This is a genomic window from Brachybacterium sp. GCM10030252, assembly GCF_042666535.1.
Taxonomy (GTDB): Bacteria; Actinomycetota; Actinomycetes; order Actinomycetales; family Dermabacteraceae; genus Brachybacterium.
Window position 1 is genome coordinate 28,023 of record NZ_JBHTDM010000005.1, and the last position, 18,679, is coordinate 46,701.

Consider the following 18,679-nt stretch of genomic DNA (forward strand, 5'->3'; position numbering starts at 1 on the left):
GATCCGTGATCACCCGGGCCGCACCGGCGACGCGCGCGGCGGATCCGCGCAGCTGGCCGCTCGCGCTGCGCGTCGTGCTGGTGACCACGCTGCTGTCGATCGTCTCGATGCTCGCCGTCGGCGCCTACCTCTCCTCCGTCATCGCCGACGGCCTCTACGAGCAGCGCCGCGACCGCGTCCTCGAGGAGACGGTGGAGGTCCGCCGCGACCTCACCGAGACCCTGGGGCAGCTCTCCGGCGCCACCAGCACCCAGCAGCAGGATGCGGCGAACGCCTTCGTCCAGACCGCGGGCGGCCAGGGCGGCGGGGACCGCCGCGAGGTGGCGCTGGTCCCGGTGCAGACCTCCGGCGTCGCCTTCCCGGTCGCCTCCTCGGACCGGACGCTGTTCGACGAGGTCGATGAGGACTTCACCGCCGCCATCGCCGATCAGCCCGACGCCGTCTCGTGGCGATCGATCGGCCGCGAGGACAGCGAGGGCAACACCGAGCCGGCCCTGCTGGTGGGCACCCGGGTCCTCGTGCCCGGCGTCGGATCCTACGACCTCTACCTGGTCTACTCCCTGCAGGAGGAGCAGGACACCCTCGCCTTCGTCCAGCGCGTGATCCTCGGCGGCGGGGCCGTGCTGCTCGCCCTGATCGTCGGCATCGCGATCGTGGTCGCCCGCATGGTGACCACACCGCTGAAGCGGGCAGCGGGAGCCGCGGAGCGACTGGCCGGAGGGGACCTGACCAGCCGCGTCGAGGTCGCCGGCGCGGACGAGCTGGCCAGGGTCGGGGAGTCGTTCAACGACATGGCCCGCAGCCTGGAGTCGAAGGTCGAGGACCTCACCGAGCTCTCCCGGGTCCAACAGCGCTTCGTCTCCGACGTCTCCCACGAGCTGCGCACGCCGCTGACCACGATCCGGATGGCCGCCTCGGTGCTGGACGGCAAGCGCGACGAGCTGCCCGGGGAGCTCCAGCGCACCGTGGAGCTGCTCTCGACCCAGGTCCAGCGCTTCGAGGTGCTGCTGACCGACCTGCTGGAGATCTCCCGCTTCGATGCCGGCGCCGCCGAGCTCGAGGCGCAGCGGGTGGATCTGGACGCCCTGGTGGTCCGCGCCGTCGATGACGTGCGGCCGCTCGCCGGTGCCCGCGGCTGCCTGCTGGACGTCCGCCTGGCCGGGGAAGGGATGGACGCCGTGGTCGATACCCGGCGTGTGGACCGGATCCTGCGGAACCTGCTGACCAACGCGATCGAGCACGGGGCCGGCGGTCCCGTGCTCGTGGAGACCGGGTTCAGCGACGACGCGGTCGCGGTGGTGGTCCAGGACCACGGCCACGGGATCTCCCCGGAGGCGGCCGAGCGCGTCTTCGACCGCTTCTGGCGCGCCGACCCGTCCCGGGCGCGGACCCTCGGCGGCACCGGGCTGGGACTGTCGATCTCCGTCGAGGATGCCGGACTCCACGGCGGCTGGCTCCAGGCCTGGGGCCAGGAGGAGGAGGGAGCCGTGTTCCGGCTGACCCTCCCGCGCCGGCCCGGCGGCGCCCTCGCCCGCTCCCCGCTGCGCCTGGAGCGCTCCTTCGACCGTGACGCCCGCGAGAGCAGCTCGAGCACACCCACCGGGGAGATCCTCATCGGTCCCGGCCTGGTCCCCGACCTCACCGAACCCTCCGGCGAGCCCGGCCCGGGCCCCGGCTCCACGACGGCAGGAGGAGAGCGATGATCCCCGCCCGACGCGACATTCTGCGTGCGGCAGGTGCCGCGACCGTGCTCGGTCTGGGGGCCGCCTGCGCCCGTATCCCGACGTCGTCCCCGATCGACAGTCGCCCTCTGAGCGCGCGCTCCCAGCCCGGCGTCCCCTACGTCCAGGCGCTCCCGCCGCCGGCGGACGCCACGGCGGAGCAGGTCGTCTCCGGCTTCGTGCAGGCCGGGGTGGGATCCGAGGACGACTTCGCCGTCGCCCGCGAGTACCTCACCGACGATCTCAGCGAGGTCTGGGAGCCCACCGCCGGGATCACCGTCTACTCCGGCAGCCGAGAGCTGGAGGTCGAGGCGATCAGCGACACCGAGATGGTGCTCGTTCTCGAGGTCCTCGCGCTGGTGGACTCCGAAGGCGTGCGCAGCCTGCTGGCGGGACCGACCTCGCGGGAGATCGAGGTCGGCGTGGAACTGGTCGAGGACCAGTGGCGCCTCAGCGACGTGCCCGACGGGATCTTCCTGTCCGAGGCGGCCTTCGAGACCCTGTACGCCCCGGCGCGGCTCTACTTCATCGATGCCCGTTCCCAGCACCTCGTGCCCGACCACCGGTGGTACCCGCTCCAGCGCGGCGCGGAGGCCGTGCTGGAGGGACTCAGCGGCGGCCCGGTCGATTTCCTCGACGGAGCCGTGCACACCGAGGTGCCCGGCAATTCCGGAGTGGCCGACACCGAGGTCTCCACCGGCGCCGACGGCACCGCACAGCTCACGGTCCCCTCCGCGGTGGCCTCGCTCGCTCCGGGCCGCAGAGCGCTGGCACTGACGCAGCTGGAGTCCTCGCTGCGCTCCCTGCGCACCCTCTCGGGGGTCCGGCTGGTGCGGGACGGGGCAGACTTCGCTCCGAGCGAGGACGCCGGGATCGAGCGCGCTCTGCCGGGGCACCGCCCGATCGCGGCAGGTCCGACGGGCGTCATCTCGCTCGCCGATCCCGGGACCGACGCCCCCGCGACCCAGCTGGTTCCGGACCTGGCCGAGCTGGCGCTGAGATCTCCGGTGATCGCCCAGGACGGGGTGCTCGCCGCGGCCCTGACCAAGGAGGCCTCGGTGGTGCTGCTCGCCTCGACCGACGGCTCCGTGCCGCTGCGTGAGGCTGCCACCGGGGGCCTGTTCGTCCCTCCCCGGGTGGATGACGCGGGGTACGTGTGGACCTCCACCCGCTCCAGCGCCGGTGTGCTGATGGCATTGTCCGCCGACGGACCCGAGAGCGACGCCAAGGTCGACGCCCCATGGCTGGACGGCCGCGAGGTCCAGGAGCTCGACGTCGCCGCCGATGCCACCCGGATGATCGTGCTCTCCTCCGACGCCGGCGGGTCACGGCTGGACCTGTGCTCGGTGATCCGTGACGGCAACGGGGTCCCGCAGTCGGTGACCGAACCGGTCCAGGTGCGCACCTTCCTCTCGGACGTGACCCAGGCCAGCTGGTACGACGAGATCGCGGTCATCGTGCTCGGCTCCGATCCCGGCACGGGCGAGCAGCGCGCTCAGATCGTGGATTTCGCCACCGGGCGCGAGCCGCTCCCGTCGCTGCGACCCGACACCGACCGCATCGCCGGCACCGTCGTCGGCGAGACCATCTGGGCCGGCACGGCCGACGGCTCCCTGCTGCGCAACGACGGGGACGGGTGGACCACGGTCGACCTCGAGGCCCGCGACCCCTGGTTCTACTGAGCGGGCGGCTCCGGTGAGTCGGTCGTCCTCGGCAGCGCGCGGCACCGCTGATCGGCTCGTGCCACCTGTCCTCCCCACAGCTCGTCCGTCCCCGAACGGCCCCGGCCCCTCGTGCGCCGGGTCGGCGTGCGATGGGATCGGGAGATGGACGATGCGAGAGGCGGTCTGCTGCCGAGGATCCGTGAGGTCGCGGCCCAGACCTGCGCACTGGTCGCGCCGCGGCAGTGCCCGTGCGGCACGGACGGGGCCTGGCTGTGCCCGGGCTGCGCCGCGGCGCTGGAGTCCCCTCCGGTCCGCGTCGAGTCCTGCTGCGATGCTCTCCAGCAGCTCTCCGCGGCGCGCGTCCGCGAGGAGGGGGCGCACCGTCCCGCCGGCGTGGACCACACCAGCCTGCTGCCCGTGCTCGCCCTCGGGGAGTATGCGGGCGACCTGCAGCGCATGGTGCTCGCCTGGAAGAACGGCGGGATGCTCCATCTCGGCCGCCGGATCGCGCCGGCCCTCGCCCCGGCGGTCACCACCCTGGCGGCCGAGGCGCGGGTGAGGCGCCCCCTGCTGGTGCCGGTGCCCTCGCGCCGCAGCGCCCGGCTGCGCCGGGGCGAGGATCACACCGGCGAGCTGGCCCGGGACCTGGCGCGGCTGGGCGCGGGCCGGGCCCGGCTGCTGCGAGCAGTTCCCACCACCGGCCAGGAGGGGCAGGGAGCCCGGCAGCGCCGCACCCGTCGGATCCGGCTGTCCCCGGCGGCGGCCCGGCGCGCCGGGGAGGACCGCGCCCCGGTGGTGATCGTCGACGACATCGTCACCACCGGCGCGACCCTGCGCGGGATGCACGAGGCGCTGACCGAGGCGGGGGCGAGGGTGCTCGGCGCCGTGGTCATCGCCTCGGCGCGCGTTCCGGCACCGGCCGTGCCGCCGGGCGCAGCACCGTGAAGCGATGGCCGCACCCTCCTGCGGGAACACGGCGGATCCGCACGGACCCCATGCAGCGCACGCCGGGATTTTTTTTGGTCCCAGGGGCGCAAGGCCAGGAAACGTCGAGCAAAACGTGGCATGCTGGTGCGTCTCGTCACAGGATGACGAGTCCCTCTCTCTCAGGAGGTGCGCACCCCAGCCGACGAGCCACTGCGGCCGGGCTCAGAGCGGCCGCACCCGGATTGGAGGAGAACATCTCATGGAGATCAATGTCGTCGGACGTCACATGGACGTCCCGGATCGTTTCCGTCGCCATCTCACCGACAAGCTCGACAAGGTCACCCAGTTCGCCCCCACGGCGCTGCGAGTGGATGTGGAGATCTCACAGGAGAAGAACCCCAGGCAGAGCGAGCTCAGCGACCGTGTCGAGCTCACCGTCCATGACAACGGCGCCGTGATCCGCTCGGAAGCGCGGGCGGACGACCTCTTCGGCGCCCTCGACATCGCCTACGGGAAGCTGCTCGAACGCCTCCGCCGTGCCAGGGACCGGCGCAAGGACCGTCACCGCGGTCGCGACCGCGCCCATCACGGAACCGGTGCCAGCGTGCGCACCATGCCCGCGGACCAGGAACTGCCCGTCCCGCTCCAGGAGACGCCGGTGGAACCCGCCACCGAGCCGCGGGCCGCCGCCGGCGCAAGCGTCTCCGGGGCCGACGGGACCCGGAGAGAGACCGATGATCCCGAGCGTCCCGAGAACCCGGACCAGTCGGAGGCTGCGAACCCTGCGGACGTCTCCGAGCTGGATGTGGCCGAGTCCGGCAGCCCCGTGGTGATCCGCGAGAAGAAGCACCCCGCCACACCCATGGCCGTCGATGATGCCCTGTACCAGATGGAGCTCGTCGGCCATGACTTCTTCCTCTTCGTCGATGCCGACTCCGGCAACCCCAAGGTGGTCTACCGCCGCAAGGGCTGGAACTACGGTGTGATCGAGCTCGATTCGGAGCTGCAGTCGTCCTGAGACCCCGAGACGCCTCCGGGCGGGAGGAGCGAGATACGCGCCCTCCCGCCCGGTGCTGTGGGACCCCTCGTCCCGAACCCTCCGTCCCCGCACCGCCCGACAGGGAGACCCACTGGTGACCTCCACGATCAGCTGGACGCAGGCACGGCGCATCGCCCTCCGCGCCCAAGGGATGGGGCCCGCGCGCCGTACGGCCGTCCCGTCGGCGGCCGCCAGTCGCCGCGCGCTGGAACGCACCCTGGCCCGCACCCATCTGCTCCAGATCGACTCCGTCAGCATCTTCGCCCGCGCCCACCACCTGCCGGTCTTCACGCGCACCGGCAGCTGGGACCCCGCGGTGCTGGATCGGCTGGCCCGCCCCGGCCCGGCCCGACTGGTGCGCGAGGCCCTCGCCCACGAGGCGGCCTATACGACCCACGAGGTTCATCGCCTGCTGGCCTTCCGCCGTCGCGCCGCGGCCCGCCAGGACTGGGGCGCAGTGCGCGCGGCCGCGGCGTCCTCGCCGCAGCTGCTGGCGAACATCCTCGCGACCCTCCGTGAGCTCGGCCCCGCGAGCGCCGCGGCCGTGTCCCGGCATCTGGGCGACACCGAGCGCGGCGACGGGTGGGGGTGGCGGCGCACCTCCAGCCAGTGGGCCGTGGAGTACCTGTTCCGCTCCGGAGCGCTGGACGCCGTCGGCCGCAATTCCCAGTTCGAACGGCTCTACGTGCTCGACGAGGACGCGGCCCCGTCCGCGCTCGACCCTGCGACGGCCGGCGAGCAGGATGAGTCCGGCAGCTCGGGGGAGGAGCCGACGGCCGAGGCCCCGGAGGTCTCTGGCACGCCGGGTGCACAGAACGAGGCCGACGCGGTCCGGGCGCTGGTGGCCCTGGCGGCCCGTTCGCTCGGCATCGCCGACGTCGGGGCGCTCGCCGACTATTTCCGGCTGCGGATGCGCGAGGCGCGGCCCGCCGTCGAGGATCTGCTGGCCACCGGGGAGCTCACCGAGGTCGAGGTCGTCCACCCTGCCGGTCGCCTTCCCATGCTGCTGCACCGGGAGGCGCCGCGGCCGACCCCGTTGCGCACCGCTGCCCTGGTCAGCCCCTTCGACCCGATCGTCTTCCACCGGCCGCGGCTGTCCCAGCTGTTCGACGTGGAGTACCGCATCGGCATCTATACCCCCGCACACCGCCGCACCACGGGGTACTACTCGCTGCTCTTCCTGCAGGGGGACGTCATCCCGGCTCGGGTGGATCTCAAGGCGGACCGCGCCCGCGGCGTGCTCGAGGTCCGCGGCACCTTCCGCGAACCGCTGCCCCACCTGCCCTCGCGACAGCGTCCCGGGGATGACTCCGTGGCCCGGGCGCTGGCGGGGGAACTGCAGCGCGCGGCCCACTGGCAGGGACTCGAGCGGATCGATGTGCTCACCGGGCCCGGGACCGGCGAGCTCGCACGTGCCCTGGCCGAGCACGTGGAGGCGGCGACCTGGGCCCCGCCGGCGTTCACAGCAGACTCAGCGGACGCAGCAGACCCAGCGGACGCAGCAGACGCGGAGGATCTGACACCGTCTGCCATAGACACCGCAGATCCTCCCACCGGCACCGCAGATCGTGTCCCGGCGGTGTCCGCCCGGGTCGCCGCGGACGGCGCCGCGCAGTGACGGTGCCCGCATCCCGTCATCTCCACTTGCCCTGACGCTTACGATGGGTCAGGCACCAACCGTCCGCGAGGACGTATACAGACATTCACGGGAGCACGAGTGGTCAACCTCTTCGACAAGATCCTGCGCGCCGGCGAAGGCCGGGAACTGCGCCGGCTCGAAGTCATCGCGCGGAAGGTGGGTCAGGCTGGGGACGTCTTCAGCGAACTCAGCGACGACGAGCTGCGGGAGGAGACCGACCGCTTCACGGAGCGGCTGGAGGACGGCGAGACCCTTGACGACATTCTGGTCGAGGCCTTCGCAGCGGTCCGCGAGGCGGCCGACCGCACCCTGGGCCAGCGCCCCTTCGACGTGCAGATCATGGGCGGTGCCGCCCTGCACCGCGGCAGCATCGCCGAGATGAAGACCGGTGAGGGCAAGACCCTGGTCGCCACCCTGCCCGCGTATCTCAACGCGCTGGCCGGCAAGGGCGTCCACATCGTCACGGTCAACGACTACCTCGCCGGCTACCAGAGCGATCTGATGGGCCGCGTGTTCCGCAGCCTGGGCCTGACCACGGGGGTCATCAAGTCCGGCATGACTCCGGCCGAGCGCCGTGAGCAGTACGCCGCCGACATCACCTACGGCACGAACAACGAGTTCGGCTTCGACTACCTGCGCGACAACATGGCGCTCTCGCCGGACGACCGGGTCCAGCGCGGGCACAGCTTCGCGATCGTCGACGAGGTCGACTCCATCCTCATCGACGAGTCCCGGACCCCGCTGATCATCTCCGGCCCGGCCAGCGGTGACGCCAACAAGTGGTACAGCGAGTTCGCCAAGGTCGTGAAGCTGCTGCGCCGTGACCGCGACTACGAGGTCGACGAGAAGAAGCGCACCGTCGGCGTGCTCGAGTCCGGGATCGACAAGGTCGAGGATCACCTGGGCATCGAGAACCTCTACGAGTCCCTGAACACGCCTCTGATCGGGTTCCTCAACAACGCGATCAAGGCCAAGGAGCTGTTCAAGAAGGACAAGGACTACGTCATCCTCAACGGCGAGGTGCTCATCGTCGACGAGCACACCGGCCGCATCCTTGCCGGCCGTCGCTACAACGAGGGCATGCACCAGGCCATCGAGGCCAAGGAGGGGGTGAAGATCAAGGCGGAGAACCAGACTCTGGCCACGATCACCCTCCAGAACTACTTCAAGCTCTACGACAAGCTCGCGGGCATGACCGGTACGGCCGAGACCGAGGCCGCCGAGTTCATGAACACCTACTCCCTCGGTGTGGTGCCCATCCCCACGCACAAGCCGATGCAGCGCGAGGACCAGCCCGACCGCATCTACCGCACCGAGAAGGCGAAGTTCGACGCCGTGGTCGAGGACATCGTCGAGCGCCACGACCGGGGACAGCCGGTGCTGGTGGGCACCACCAGCGTCGAGAAGTCGGAGTACCTCTCCAAGCTGCTGACCGCGCAGGGCGTCGACCACGAGGTGCTCAACGCGAAGAACCACGCCAGTGAGGCCGCCATCATCGCGATGGCCGGCGCCAAGGGCGCCGTCACCGTGGCCACCAACATGGCCGGTCGCGGCACCGACATCATGCTCGGTGGCAACGTCGAGTTCATGGCGCACGCCGCGCTGGAGAAGCGCGGTCTGGACGCCGAGGAGGACCCTGAGGCCTACGAGGCCGCCTGGGACGAGGAGCTGGAGAAGGCCAAGGAGGCCGTGGCCGAGCAGCACGATGAGGTCGTCGAGCTCGGCGGCCTGTACGTGCTGGGCACCGAGCGCCACGAGTCCCGCCGCATCGACAACCAGCTGCGCGGCCGTTCCGGCCGCCAGGGCGACCCGGGCGAGTCCCGCTTCTACCTGTCCCTGCAGGACGACCTGATGCGCCTGTTCAACTCGGGCGCGGCGGAGTCCCTGCTGGCCCGCGGCGGGGTCGACGAATCGATCCCACTGACGGGCCGCATGGTCTCCGGCGCCATCCAGCGTGCCCAGAACTCCATCGAGTCGCGCAACGCCGAGATCCGCAAGAACGTCCTGAAGTACGACAACGTGCTGACCAAGCAGCGCAAGAAGCTGTACGAGGAGCGCGCCCGCATCCTCGAGGGCGAGGACCTCGACGAGCACGTTGAGCGGTTCATCGACGAGGTCATCGGCGGCACCATCGACGCTCACACCAAGGGCAAGAACCCCGAGGACTACGACCTCGAGGAGCTGTGGGGCGCGCTGCGCCCGGCCTACCCGGTCTCGATCACGGCGGAGGAGCTGATCGAAGAGGTCGGCGGCAAGGAGGACCTCACGGCCGCCGTGCTCAAGGAGGAGATCCTCGCCGACGCCCGCGTCGCGTACGAGAAGCGCGCCGAGGAGCTCGGCGAGGAGGGTCTGCACCAGCTGCAGCGGCGAGTGCTGCTGTCGGTCATGGACCGTCGCTGGCGCGAGCACCTCTACGAGATGGACTACCTCAAGGAGGGCATCGGCCTGCGAGCCATGGCCCAGCGCGACCCGCTCATCGAGTACGAGCGCGAGGGCCACCTGATGTTCAACGAGATGATCGCGGGCATCAAGGAGGATGTGGTCGGCTACATCTACAACCTCGAGGTGCAGGTCGAGAAGACCGAATCCGTGGTCCCGCAATCGGTGAGCAACCTGCTGCGCCCCTCCGGCGGCCAGAAGGCCGTGGTGGGAGCGGCGGCAGCGTCGAGCAGTACCGGCACGTCCGCGGCTGCCGATGGTGAGGCCGCCGACGAGGCGGCGGACGACGGGACGGCCGACGCGGGGGCGGGCATTGACAGCTCGGGCTCGGCGACAGGCGCCGACGCCGACACTGAGGCCGAGGCCGACGAGCCCCAGGCGGCGACTCCGGAGGAATCCGCTGAGGAGGCCGACGCGCCTTCGGACGTCCTCGCGGAGGAGAACCAGGTCGTGATCACCGCCAAGGGTCTGGATGACCGTCCCAGCTCGGGGCAGCTGCGGTACACCTCGGCGGAGGGCACCGGCGTCCAGGATGACTCGACGCTCTCTCGTGCCCAGCGTCGCCGACAGGCACGACGAGCCAAGAAGGCTCCCGCCGGCGAGCGCGCCGTCAGTGATACGCCGCAGGACAAGCCGGAAGGCGCTCCCACGGGAGCCGGGCAGAACCGGTCCCAGCGCCGCAGTCGCCGCCGGCGCTGATCAGGCTCGCCCGAAGGGCTGTTCGGCTCGTCGGGCGAGACCGCTGCCGTGTCGCGGTGACGTTCGGCTGTTCAGCCGATCTCCAGAACCGTGACGCGCCATCCTGAGTGCCGCAGCTCCCATCGCATCGCGAGGAATCGCGCGCGGTCCGGTTCGCGCAGGACGCAGCTCGCCTCGACGGTCTGCTCGTTGACCACGCAGGTGCGCACGCCGGTGACCAGGAGTCGCTGCGGCGGAGCGTAGCCCGTAGCTGCCCGCAGCCGGCGCGTCAGGGCCGCACGGCGGGACAGCAGCTTCGCGACCTCCGGGGTCACGATCCGGGCCAGTGCGTTCTCCGGGCGCATGTCGCGCACGATCTCCACGGCCCGGCGGGCCACGGGCTCCACCATCCGTTCGACCACGCGGGGATCGTCGGCGGGCAGGGTCTCGGAGGCGTCGCCCGCGCGGGCGGCGCGCTGGTCGGTGGTCGTCATGGCTGCTCCTGGATGGGAATGGTCGAGGGCACGGTGAGCTCCTGCCCGGGTTCGAGATGGTCGGGATCGGTTCCGACCTCGCCCCGGTTGGCCTCATACAGCAGTGGCCACGCGGCGGCGATGTCGGCGGGGTCGTCGGGCGCCGTGCCGAGCAGATCGTCCGTGATGCTCCAGAGGTTGTCTCCGGGGCGCACGATCACGGTCCCCTCGGTCCGGGGTGACGAACCGGTCGCGTCCGGTCCGCTGTCGGGTGCGTTGCCAGCACCGGGGCTCGCACCCGGCTCCTCCGTCGGCTCCGGGTCCGAAGCTCCGTCCGCGGGCCGGGAGTTCTGCCCCTCCGGATCCGTGTGGCCACTGGCGGCGGGACCGTCGCCCCACCCCAGCCCAGGCAGGGTCCCCTCGTCCTCCTCGCTCGAGGCGGGAGCCGCTGCCTCCGGGTCCGGATCGGATTCGGAGGGAGCGGAGGGCGTCAGCTCGGAGGACATCGCGAAGGACGGCGACGCCGCACCGGAGGACTGCGCATCGGGGCTGGCGGCCGTGGCAGGCACGAGCGCCAGCCCGGTGGCCGTCGTCGCCACGGCCGCACTGACGGCCACGCGGCGTGCCATCCGGGGTGCCAGCAGGCGCAGAGCGGCCAGCAGTGCAGCGCCGACCCGGGTGGCCGGCCCCGCGATGAGTACGGTCGAGGCGAGTGCCCACACCAGGGTCAGGTACAGGCAGAGCAACGCGCCTGATCCGGCGGCAGCCACGAGGACCCACGCGATCAGTCCTTCCTCGCCGTGGCCCGTCAGCGCCGCGGGCAGCAGGCTGGATGCTGTCGTCGCCATCGCAATCGTCCCTGCGGCCGCCAGTACGGTGCTCAGCAGCGACGACGCAGGCCGTGTGCTGCGCGGCGCGTCCGCGTCCTCGTCGACCCCCATGGAGTCCCCCCGTCGTGATGCGACACGTCCTCTGCAGTCCATGTCGTTTGATGCAGTTTGGTGTCATTCACGGTGCTATAGAGCAAACTAGCGTGCCGTGGCCCACAGCACAACGTCTGTTCAACGGTTGTGCAGAATCGTGATGGGGGAGGAACGGTGTCGGAGGCGGCCGCGTCTACAGTGGCGTCATGCGATTCGAGCGGATCTTCGACGATCTCGAGGGGCGCTTCGCGCACCACGAGCGGGAAGAGATGCGAGCGGTCTCCGAAGATCTGGCCCGTGCCGAGCGCGCACAGCTGACGCTCGCCGATCGGCTGCGCGGTGCCGGGGAGCACTCGATCACCCTGCATCTCGGCCAGAGCCTTCGGCTGTCCGGGGTGGTCGAGGACGTCGGTCAGGAGTGGCTCTCGCTGCGGGAGGAGGGCAGCGGACAGCGAGCCGTCGTCCCTCTGGGAGCCATCGCGCTGGTGCAGGGGTTATCCACGCGCGCCCGGCCGCCGGAGGAGTCTCTGCGCTCGCCGCTGGGACTGGGGTCGGTGCTGCGCGCGATCGCGCGGGACCGGAGCACCGTGAGACTGGAGACTGCGGCGGGGAGCATCACGGCGCGGATCGCCGCCGTGGGTGCGGACACCGTCGATGTGAATTCCCTGCCCACCGGAGAATCCGGCACCGTGCCCGGATCGACCCGGATCACCGTGGCTACCTCGGCCCTGCTCGCTGTCATCCCGCGGTGAGCGCGGAACCGGGCACCGGAGCCTGGAAGCAGCTGGGGCGGGGGCAGATGGGTCTGGGCGCGGGTCGATCGAGAGCAGCGAGTCAGAGGCGTTCGTCCGACGTCCGCCGCTCCTGTTCACGCTCCTGCTCGAGGGCGTGGGCGGTCGCGGCGTAGCTGCGCTCGATGTAGGACTCGATCTCCGAGACCTCCACCCTCCACTGTCCGCGCCCTCCGACCTTGATGGCCCTCAGCTCGCCGGACCGGACCAGGGAATATGCCTGTGAGGCAGAGATCGAGAGCATCTCGGCGACATCGGACAACGGTACGAAACGAGGTGCCATCGTCCCTCCTTCCGATCGGATCCACCTTGGCAGACCTGCATATTCTCGCACCCTCGGCGCCTGTGGCGATCAGGCGGTGTGGACAACGTCGCCGCAGGTGCCTCGCGGAGGGAGTTGTCCACATTCCACGGCGAACACGGCCGGGGGAGCGCCGAGGGGTTGTAGCCTCGCCGGCAGAGCCGGGCCATACGGGTCGCGGCCAGGGGGCAGGAGGATGCCGTGGGGGCCACCGCACCGATGATGAGGCTGCGCCGGCCGCGCTGGAAGGACCCGCGCCTGATCGTCGGGATCGTCCTCGTGCTGGCCAGCGTACTGATGGGCGCCCTACTGGTCTCCCGTCTGGCCGAGACCACACCGGTCCTCGTCGCGCGCTCTGCCATCGTCCCCGGGGACGAGATCACACCGGATGACCTCACGACCGTCGACATGCGGCTCGGCGACCACACTGATCATTACGTCGGCAGCCTCGAGGCGATCCCTGACGGTGCGGTGGCGACCCGCACGATCGAGGGCGGCGAACTCCTTCCCACGTCCGCCGTGGGACAGGCAGGTGATGTCCCGCTGCGCCCGGTCGTGATCCCCGTGGACGAGACCGTTGCCGAATCCGTGAGACCGGGCGCCACGGTCGAGCTGTGGCACACCGGTCCGGGAGACGAGAGCGGCGGCACCGGGACGGCGGAGCTGCTGGTCTCCGACGCTGTGGTCCGGAGCATCGACGAGGGAAGCTCCTTGGGAATGAGGTCGATGGCTGTGGAGGTGCTGGTGCCCCGCGACAGCCTGGCCGGGGTTCTCGAGGTTCTCTCGCAGGAGGAGCGGCTCGACGTGATCGGCGTGCCCGGCGCCTACGGAGTCGACCCGTGATCGACGTCGTGCTCTGCGCCTCCGGCCGGGACGAGGTGCGCATAGTCCACGACCTGGCCCATGACCGGAGCCGGACGGCCCGCGTGGTGCGCCGCTGCGCCGACCTCGCCGAAACGCTGGCCGTGGTCGCCGCGGGGATCGGTGATGTCGTGCTGATCGATGTCTCCGTGCGCGGGCTCGGGCGTGACTCGATCGCTGCGATGCTCCGGGACGCCGCCGTCGTGGGTCTGCGTTCGCAGGACACCGCGGAACGCACCAGTCTGGGTCTGCGGCACATCCTGCCCTCCGACACCCCGAGTGAGGAGATCCTTGCGGCGCTGAGCGCAGCGGTCGCCTCGGATGAGGAGGACGCGACCGCCTGGGTGCAGGAGGCGGCCACGGAGACTGCGCAGCGCGTCGGCCGGCTGGTCGCCGTCTGGGGGCCGACGGGCTCCAGCGGCCGTTCGACGATCGCGGTCAACCTCGCCGCGGAGGCGGCGCTCGCCGGTCAGGAGACACTCCTGGTCGATGCCGATACCTATGGGCCATCGCAGAGCCAGATGCTGGGCGTCCTGGACGAGACTCCCGGCCTCGTCGCCGCCTGCCGCGCCCACGATCGGGACACCCTCGACGAGGAGACCCTGGAGTCTCTCCTGCCGCTGGCACAACCGCGCCTGCGGCTGCTCAGCGGAATCGGGGTCCCAGCTCGCTGGGCCGAGCTGCGGCGCACCTCGATGGACGGCGTCTGGCACGCTCTCGCCCGTCGGGGAGGGCTTGTGGTCGCTGACGTGGCAGCTGTGCTCGAAGAGGACGAGGAGCTCAGCTACGACACCGCGGCGCCGCAGCGCAATGCGGCCGCGATCAGCGCGCTGGAGAGTGCCGACGCGGTGGTCGCGGTCGTGACGGCGGACCCCGTGAGCATCACCCGCTTCCTGCGCGACCACGCGCGACTCGAGGAGCTCGGAGTGGACGAGCTGCACGTGATCGTCAATCGCGTGGGAGCGCCGATCCCGGGAGACAAGGTCCGCGACCTGATCACGTCGCGGGTGTCGGTGACCACGCTGAGCCTGCTGCCGGACGATCCGGTCTCGTGCCGCACCGCGACCTGGGACGGAGCCCTGCTGGCCGAGGCCGCCCCGCGGTCCGCCCTGCGCAAAGGGCTGCAGGAGATCGCGGCGTCCCCGACCGTGCTCGGGCAGAGTGCCCCGGCGCTCGCCGGGGAATCCATCCCGTCGCCCGGGTGAGAAGATGACCGTATGAGGATCTATCTGCCGCTGACCACCGGGGACCGCCGCGCACTGGAGAGCGCTGGCTCGGACCTCGAGCTGGCACCCGGGCGCGCCGCGTGGGCCGTGACGACCCCGGCCCGAGCGGATCGTCCCGACGAGGACGAGGAGGACCTGGAGTACGAGGCGCTGCAGGACGCCGTGCACGTCGCCTTCAGCGCGAGTGCAGCGTCAGACCGGGCACTCGTGATCGCGGCCGACGTGCCCGACAGGATCACCCGGCCCGCCGACGAGGAGGGCGGCGCGTTCGGAATCGTCCTGAGCGGGTCCACGCGCGCGAGGATCGCGAGCCTCCACGTCACCGAGCTGGATGCCGCCTCGGCCGAAGCCGACGACACCGACCCGGCCCTGCTGTGGTTCGACGCGTCGGAAGGGTCCGAGGCGCTGGCATTCCTCGACGGCGCGGCGGACGACGGCACGCTCGAGAGCTGAAACGACTGGAGCTGGCGACGACCGGAGCTGGCCACAACCGGCGCGTCCGACACGTCGGGGCCGGACTGCCGCGGCGCGGAGCGTCCCGTCGTCGGCCACTCGGCCGAGCGTCTCGTGGCCGTCACTCAGCCGGACGCGCCGCCGGCTCAGTCCGTCTGCGCGGCGCTCGCCTGGTACTTCGCGGCAGATTTCTCCTCCGCGCAGAGCACCTTGGTGACGTAGGGCGCGGCGGCCTTCTCCAATCGCGAACCCAGCAGCGGAATCTTCGCCGTCAGCTCCCCGTCGATGACGACGCCGCTGGCCTGCTCGCCCGCCGGGGTCAGGCGCAGTGACGCGGTCATTCCTGCGGGAGTGCCTGCGACTTCGAGCTTCGTGGTGCCACTGCGGCTGCCGTCGGCCTCCGGTGCGGACCAGGTCTGGACCTCGTGGATGGTGACCGACGACCCCACGAACGGGCGCACGACGTCCGGGACCCGGTCGGTCGGCATGGCGAGCTCGGTACGCACGGTGAAAGCGCCGGCCGGGTCGCCGTCGGCCGTGGCCTCGGCGCGGGTGGCGCCGAGCGTCTGCTTGCGGATCTCGGCATATGCCGGATCGGTGTACATGGCGGCAGCGGCACGGGCCGACAACGGCAGGTTCAGTGTCTCGCGAAGCTTCATCCTCGTCCTCCCCAGGGGTTTCGTCAGCCCTCAGCCTAGGCCAGCTCCGCACCCGGTACGACACGAGCTTTCAGCGCAGCGCACTACCCTGGGACCATGCCGAGCCTGTCCAAATTCCTCGCTGACAATCGCGATCTCTCCGAGAAGGAGGCCGACTGGTTGCAGCACCTGGTCGGAGACTGGAATCTGGTCTCCGATCTGCTCCGATCCGACCTCGTGCTGTGGATCAAGGGGGAGGACGGCCCGCTCGCCGTCGCCCACTGCCGCCCTGCGACCGGTTCCACCGTGTATTACGAGGATCCTGTGGGCAGTGGCCTCGAGGATGCCGGCGGCTCCGAGATCGCCGCACTGCTGGATGGCGCCGAGCCGTCCGGCGAGATGGTCCCGATCGAGCGCGAGGGCCGTGAGGCCACGGGCCTGCTGGTGCCCGTGCGCAAGAGCGGGCGGACCCTCGCGGTCCTGGCCGTCGAATCGCCCGTCGCGGACGGGGCACCGTCCTCGAGCGCGGTGAGGGAGCGCCAGCTCGGCATGCGGCTGCTGACGATGCTCGAGAACGGCGCGTTTCCCATCGATGGCGCCCCGATCCCGCCGCGCCGCGGAGCCCCACGCGTCGGGGACGGGGTCGTCGAGCTCGACGGCGCCGGTGTCGTCCAATGGACCTCCCCGAACGCGCTGTCGGCCTTCCACCGATTCGGGATCGAAGGGGACATGGAGGGCATCACCCTGGCCGAGCTCTCGACCGACGTGCTGCAGTCGCGAGCACCGGTGGATGAGTCGTTGCCGCTGGTGCTGATGGGTCGGGCCGCCTGGCGCTCGGACATGCAGGCACGCGGCGGGACCCTCTCGCTGCGCGCGGTGCCGCTGACCGAGCGTGGCCAGCGCACCGGAGCGATCGTCCTGGTGCGTGACGTGACGGAGCTGCGGCGCCGGGAGCGCGAGCTGATCACCAAGGATGCGACGATCCGCGAGGTCCATCATCGCGTCAAGAACAACCTGCAGACGGTGGCGGCGCTGCTACGGATGCAGTCGCGGCGGATGAAGACGGACGAGGCGCGCGACGCTCTCACGGAGGCCATGCGAAGGGTCTCGACGATCGCCCTGGTCCATGAGTCGCTGCTCCAGGGCTCCCAGGAAGCGGTCCACTTCGACGAGGTGATCGATCGTTGCCTGCGCCTGGCCGTCGACGCCGCCAGTGCCACCGTCCATCGCGCCGGGACCCCGCGGCTGACGGAGACCCAGGTGGAGGTGCGCACCGAGAAGATCGGCCGGGTCGGGTCGATCCGGGCGGAGGAGGCTACGCCGCTGGCCCTGGTGGTGACCGAACTGGCCACGAATGCCGTCGAGCACGGCTTGTCCGAATCCGGGGGGACCCTGACCGTCCGCAGCGAACGGACCGGTTCGCATCTCGTCATCGATATCGAGGACGACGGGACCGGCATGGCCGGGTCGAAACCGACCGGGCTGGGCACGAACATCGCCCACACGCTCGTGCAGGGTCAGCTCGGCGGGACGCTGACCTGGCAGGGACGGCCCGAGGGCGGGACCCGGGCCACGATCGACGTCTACTTGGACCCGCTGACCGTCTGAGATCCGCTGACCGTCTGAGGCTCAAGCCTGTTCTCCCGCGGCTCCGTCACCGGCGCAGCCGGGAGCGGGCCGCAGGAGCGCGAGTCAGCTGGCGCGGCGGGCGCGCGCGTTGCGGCGCTTGAGCGAGCGGCGCTCATCCTCGGAGAGGCCGCCCCAGACGCCGGAGTCCTGGCCGGTCTCGAGAGCGAACTTCAGGCACGCCGTCATGACGTCGCACCGCTGGCACACCGCCTTCGCCTCCTGGATCTGCGTGATCGCCGGCCCTGTGTTCCCGATCGGGAAGAACAGCTCGGGATCATGGTTGAGGCACTCGGCACGGTGGCGCCAGTCCATCGTCACTCTCTCTTTCCAGAACGCCACGCCTCGCCCCGTAGGGGTGCGACGCGGCGAGGTTCGCTCCGGGTGGGGCGTTGTCGGGTCACCGGCTCGGCGCCACGAACCCGTGAGCGGCACAGGCTGCTGCGGGTCACGGTGGCGGTTTCGAGCCGTAATCCATTGTCTGAGCCGGTCGCGGCGCCGACAAGGGCCTACGTCCTCGACCTGGGTGGTACTTCCCACACGGCGCGATCCCGTGCCATCGCGGGCGTGATGCCCGGCACGGAGGCGTTGCGCTCGAGCCGATGGAGTGCTTCGGCGGGCCGGTCCTCGCGCCGCCGGGCAGCGGCCCGCGGACGCGCCCCGGGCACGCCGCGACCTCTCGGGCCTCTCGCGAGCTGCGATGAGAGATCGGGTGAGGGGGATGCCGGATACAGTTCCCCCATGCCCCGAGACGCCCGTGCACGCAGCTCCGCCGCCTCGGACACCGGCGTGTCCGGCCCCGCCGACGCCGCCGATCCAGGCCCCCGGACCCGGCCGGGCGCCGCAGTGCTGCTGGTGGTCGAAGCCCTGATGCTGACCGGGGCCGCCACCTTCTGCTTCGTGATGGTCACCGCTGGTCAGCTCCAGGCCCGTCTCGGCACGGGACTGGGACTGTTCCTCGTGCTCTTCGCGATCGCCTGCGCGGTCGCGGCGCGCTCCGTGCTCACCCGGGGACGGTTCGGGCTCGGCTTCGGTCTGACCTGGCAGATGTTCCAGGCTCTCGTCGGCGCGAGCATGCTGCGCAGCCAGATGTACTGGCAGGGCACGCTCGCTCTGGTGCTGGCGATAGCCCTCTTCATGCTGCTGACCCGGCTCGTGCGCTCCACGCCGCTGCCGCGTGGCGAGGACTGAGCGGGCCCGATCACGAAAGGACTCGCACCGGAACGGTCCGGTGCGAGTCCCTCCCGCCTCGAGCTGGCGGCCGTTCTCGAGCCGCCGGC

General features: G+C 71.2%; 17 protein-coding genes. 12 read left to right on the top strand and 5 right to left on the bottom strand.

The window, feature by feature from the left end; translation table 11 throughout:
* The first annotated feature begins 5 nt into the window (after positions 1–5).
* The 6 genes from mtrB (at position 6) to secA (ending at position 10,128) form a co-directional block, all read left to right on the top strand.
* Positions 6–1,703 carry an MtrAB system histidine kinase MtrB gene (gene mtrB / locus ACFQRJ_RS04120; RefSeq protein WP_377017344.1) on the top strand — a complete coding sequence of 566 codons (1,698 nt, stop codon included), beginning with the start codon at positions 6–8 and terminating at the stop codon, positions 1,701–1,703.
* Complete coding sequence (locus ACFQRJ_RS04125) at positions 1,700–3,403, top strand: LpqB family beta-propeller domain-containing protein (RefSeq protein WP_377017346.1); 1,704 nt, start codon at positions 1,700–1,702, stop codon at positions 3,401–3,403. Before mtrB ends, ACFQRJ_RS04125 begins: the two co-directional genes overlap by 4 nt.
* Before the next feature lie 144 nt (positions 3,404–3,547).
* Positions 3,548–4,330: a ComF family protein gene (locus ACFQRJ_RS04130; protein ID WP_377017348.1), complete on the top strand. Its 783-nt coding sequence runs from the start codon at positions 3,548–3,550 to the stop codon at positions 4,328–4,330.
* 241 nt (positions 4,331–4,571) lie between these two features.
* The gene (hpf, locus tag ACFQRJ_RS04135; RefSeq protein WP_377017350.1) at positions 4,572–5,330 is read left to right on the top strand and encodes a ribosome hibernation-promoting factor, HPF/YfiA family; all 759 of its coding nucleotides are present in this window, start codon (positions 4,572–4,574) and stop codon (positions 5,328–5,330) included.
* A 115-nt stretch (positions 5,331–5,445) separates the two neighbouring features.
* The gene (locus ACFQRJ_RS04140) at positions 5,446–6,969 is read left to right on the top strand and encodes a winged helix-turn-helix domain-containing protein (RefSeq protein WP_377017352.1); all 1,524 of its coding nucleotides are present in this window, start codon (positions 5,446–5,448) and stop codon (positions 6,967–6,969) included.
* 99 nt (positions 6,970–7,068) lie between these two features.
* Positions 7,069–10,128, top strand: coding sequence for a preprotein translocase subunit SecA (gene secA, locus ACFQRJ_RS04145; RefSeq protein WP_377017355.1), 3,060 nt, complete (start codon positions 7,069–7,071; stop codon positions 10,126–10,128).
* A gap of 71 nt (positions 10,129–10,199) precedes the next feature.
* Here the strand turns inward: secA and ACFQRJ_RS04150 are convergent, their stop codons facing one another.
* Positions 10,200–10,601, bottom strand: a complete 402-nt coding sequence (locus tag ACFQRJ_RS04150) for an Rv3235 family protein (RefSeq protein WP_377017357.1) — start codon at positions 10,599–10,601, stop codon at positions 10,200–10,202.
* Entirely contained in the window at positions 10,598–11,428 is an 831-nt protein-coding gene (locus ACFQRJ_RS04155) for a LysM peptidoglycan-binding domain-containing protein (RefSeq protein WP_377017359.1), read from the bottom strand. The genes ACFQRJ_RS04150 and ACFQRJ_RS04155 overlap by 4 nt, the downstream gene beginning before the upstream one ends.
* Before the next feature lie 281 nt (positions 11,429–11,709).
* Between ACFQRJ_RS04155 and ACFQRJ_RS04160 the strand changes: the two genes are divergently transcribed.
* Positions 11,710–12,255, top strand: a complete 546-nt coding sequence (locus ACFQRJ_RS04160) for a hypothetical protein (protein WP_377017361.1) — start codon at positions 11,710–11,712, stop codon at positions 12,253–12,255.
* 82 nt (positions 12,256–12,337) lie between these two features.
* Here ACFQRJ_RS04160 and ACFQRJ_RS04165 read toward each other — a convergent pair whose 3' ends face one another.
* Positions 12,338–12,577, bottom strand: a complete 240-nt coding sequence (locus ACFQRJ_RS04165) for a helix-turn-helix domain-containing protein (RefSeq protein WP_377017363.1) — start codon at positions 12,575–12,577, stop codon at positions 12,338–12,340.
* A gap of 219 nt (positions 12,578–12,796) precedes the next feature.
* Here ACFQRJ_RS04165 and ACFQRJ_RS04170 point away from each other — a divergent pair, with 219 nt between their 5' ends.
* From ACFQRJ_RS04170 to ACFQRJ_RS04180, 3 genes are read left to right on the top strand one after another with little or no spacing between them, the layout of a single operon-like run.
* Positions 12,797–13,438, top strand: coding sequence for an SAF domain-containing protein (locus ACFQRJ_RS04170; protein WP_377017365.1), 642 nt, complete (start codon positions 12,797–12,799; stop codon positions 13,436–13,438).
* Positions 13,435–14,661: a CpaE family protein gene (locus tag ACFQRJ_RS04175; protein ID WP_377017367.1), complete on the top strand. Its 1,227-nt coding sequence runs from the start codon at positions 13,435–13,437 to the stop codon at positions 14,659–14,661. The genes ACFQRJ_RS04170 and ACFQRJ_RS04175 overlap by 4 nt, the downstream gene beginning before the upstream one ends.
* A 12-nt stretch (positions 14,662–14,673) precedes the next feature.
* Positions 14,674–15,135, top strand: coding sequence for a DUF6912 family protein (locus ACFQRJ_RS04180; protein ID WP_377017369.1), 462 nt, complete (start codon positions 14,674–14,676; stop codon positions 15,133–15,135).
* A 146-nt stretch (positions 15,136–15,281) separates the two neighbouring features.
* Here ACFQRJ_RS04180 and ACFQRJ_RS04185 read toward each other — a convergent pair whose 3' ends face one another.
* Positions 15,282–15,794 carry a DUF2505 domain-containing protein gene (locus tag ACFQRJ_RS04185; RefSeq protein ID WP_377017371.1) on the bottom strand — a complete coding sequence of 171 codons (513 nt, stop codon included), beginning with the start codon at positions 15,792–15,794 and terminating at the stop codon, positions 15,282–15,284.
* A gap of 96 nt (positions 15,795–15,890) precedes the next feature.
* Between ACFQRJ_RS04185 and ACFQRJ_RS04190 the strand changes: the two genes are divergently transcribed.
* A complete protein-coding gene (locus ACFQRJ_RS04190; protein ID WP_377017374.1) occupies positions 15,891–17,381 on the top strand; it encodes a sensor histidine kinase in 1,491 nt (496 codons plus the stop codon).
* 84 nt (positions 17,382–17,465) lie between these two features.
* Here ACFQRJ_RS04190 and ACFQRJ_RS04195 read toward each other — a convergent pair whose 3' ends face one another.
* Entirely contained in the window at positions 17,466–17,714 is a 249-nt protein-coding gene (locus ACFQRJ_RS04195) for a WhiB family transcriptional regulator (protein ID WP_377017376.1), read from the bottom strand.
* Between the two features lie 426 nt (positions 17,715–18,140).
* Here ACFQRJ_RS04195 and ACFQRJ_RS04200 point away from each other — a divergent pair, with 426 nt between their 5' ends.
* A complete protein-coding gene (locus ACFQRJ_RS04200; RefSeq protein ID WP_377017378.1) occupies positions 18,141–18,590 on the top strand; it encodes a hypothetical protein in 450 nt (149 codons plus the stop codon).
* The last annotated feature ends 89 nt before the right edge of the window (positions 18,591–18,679 follow it).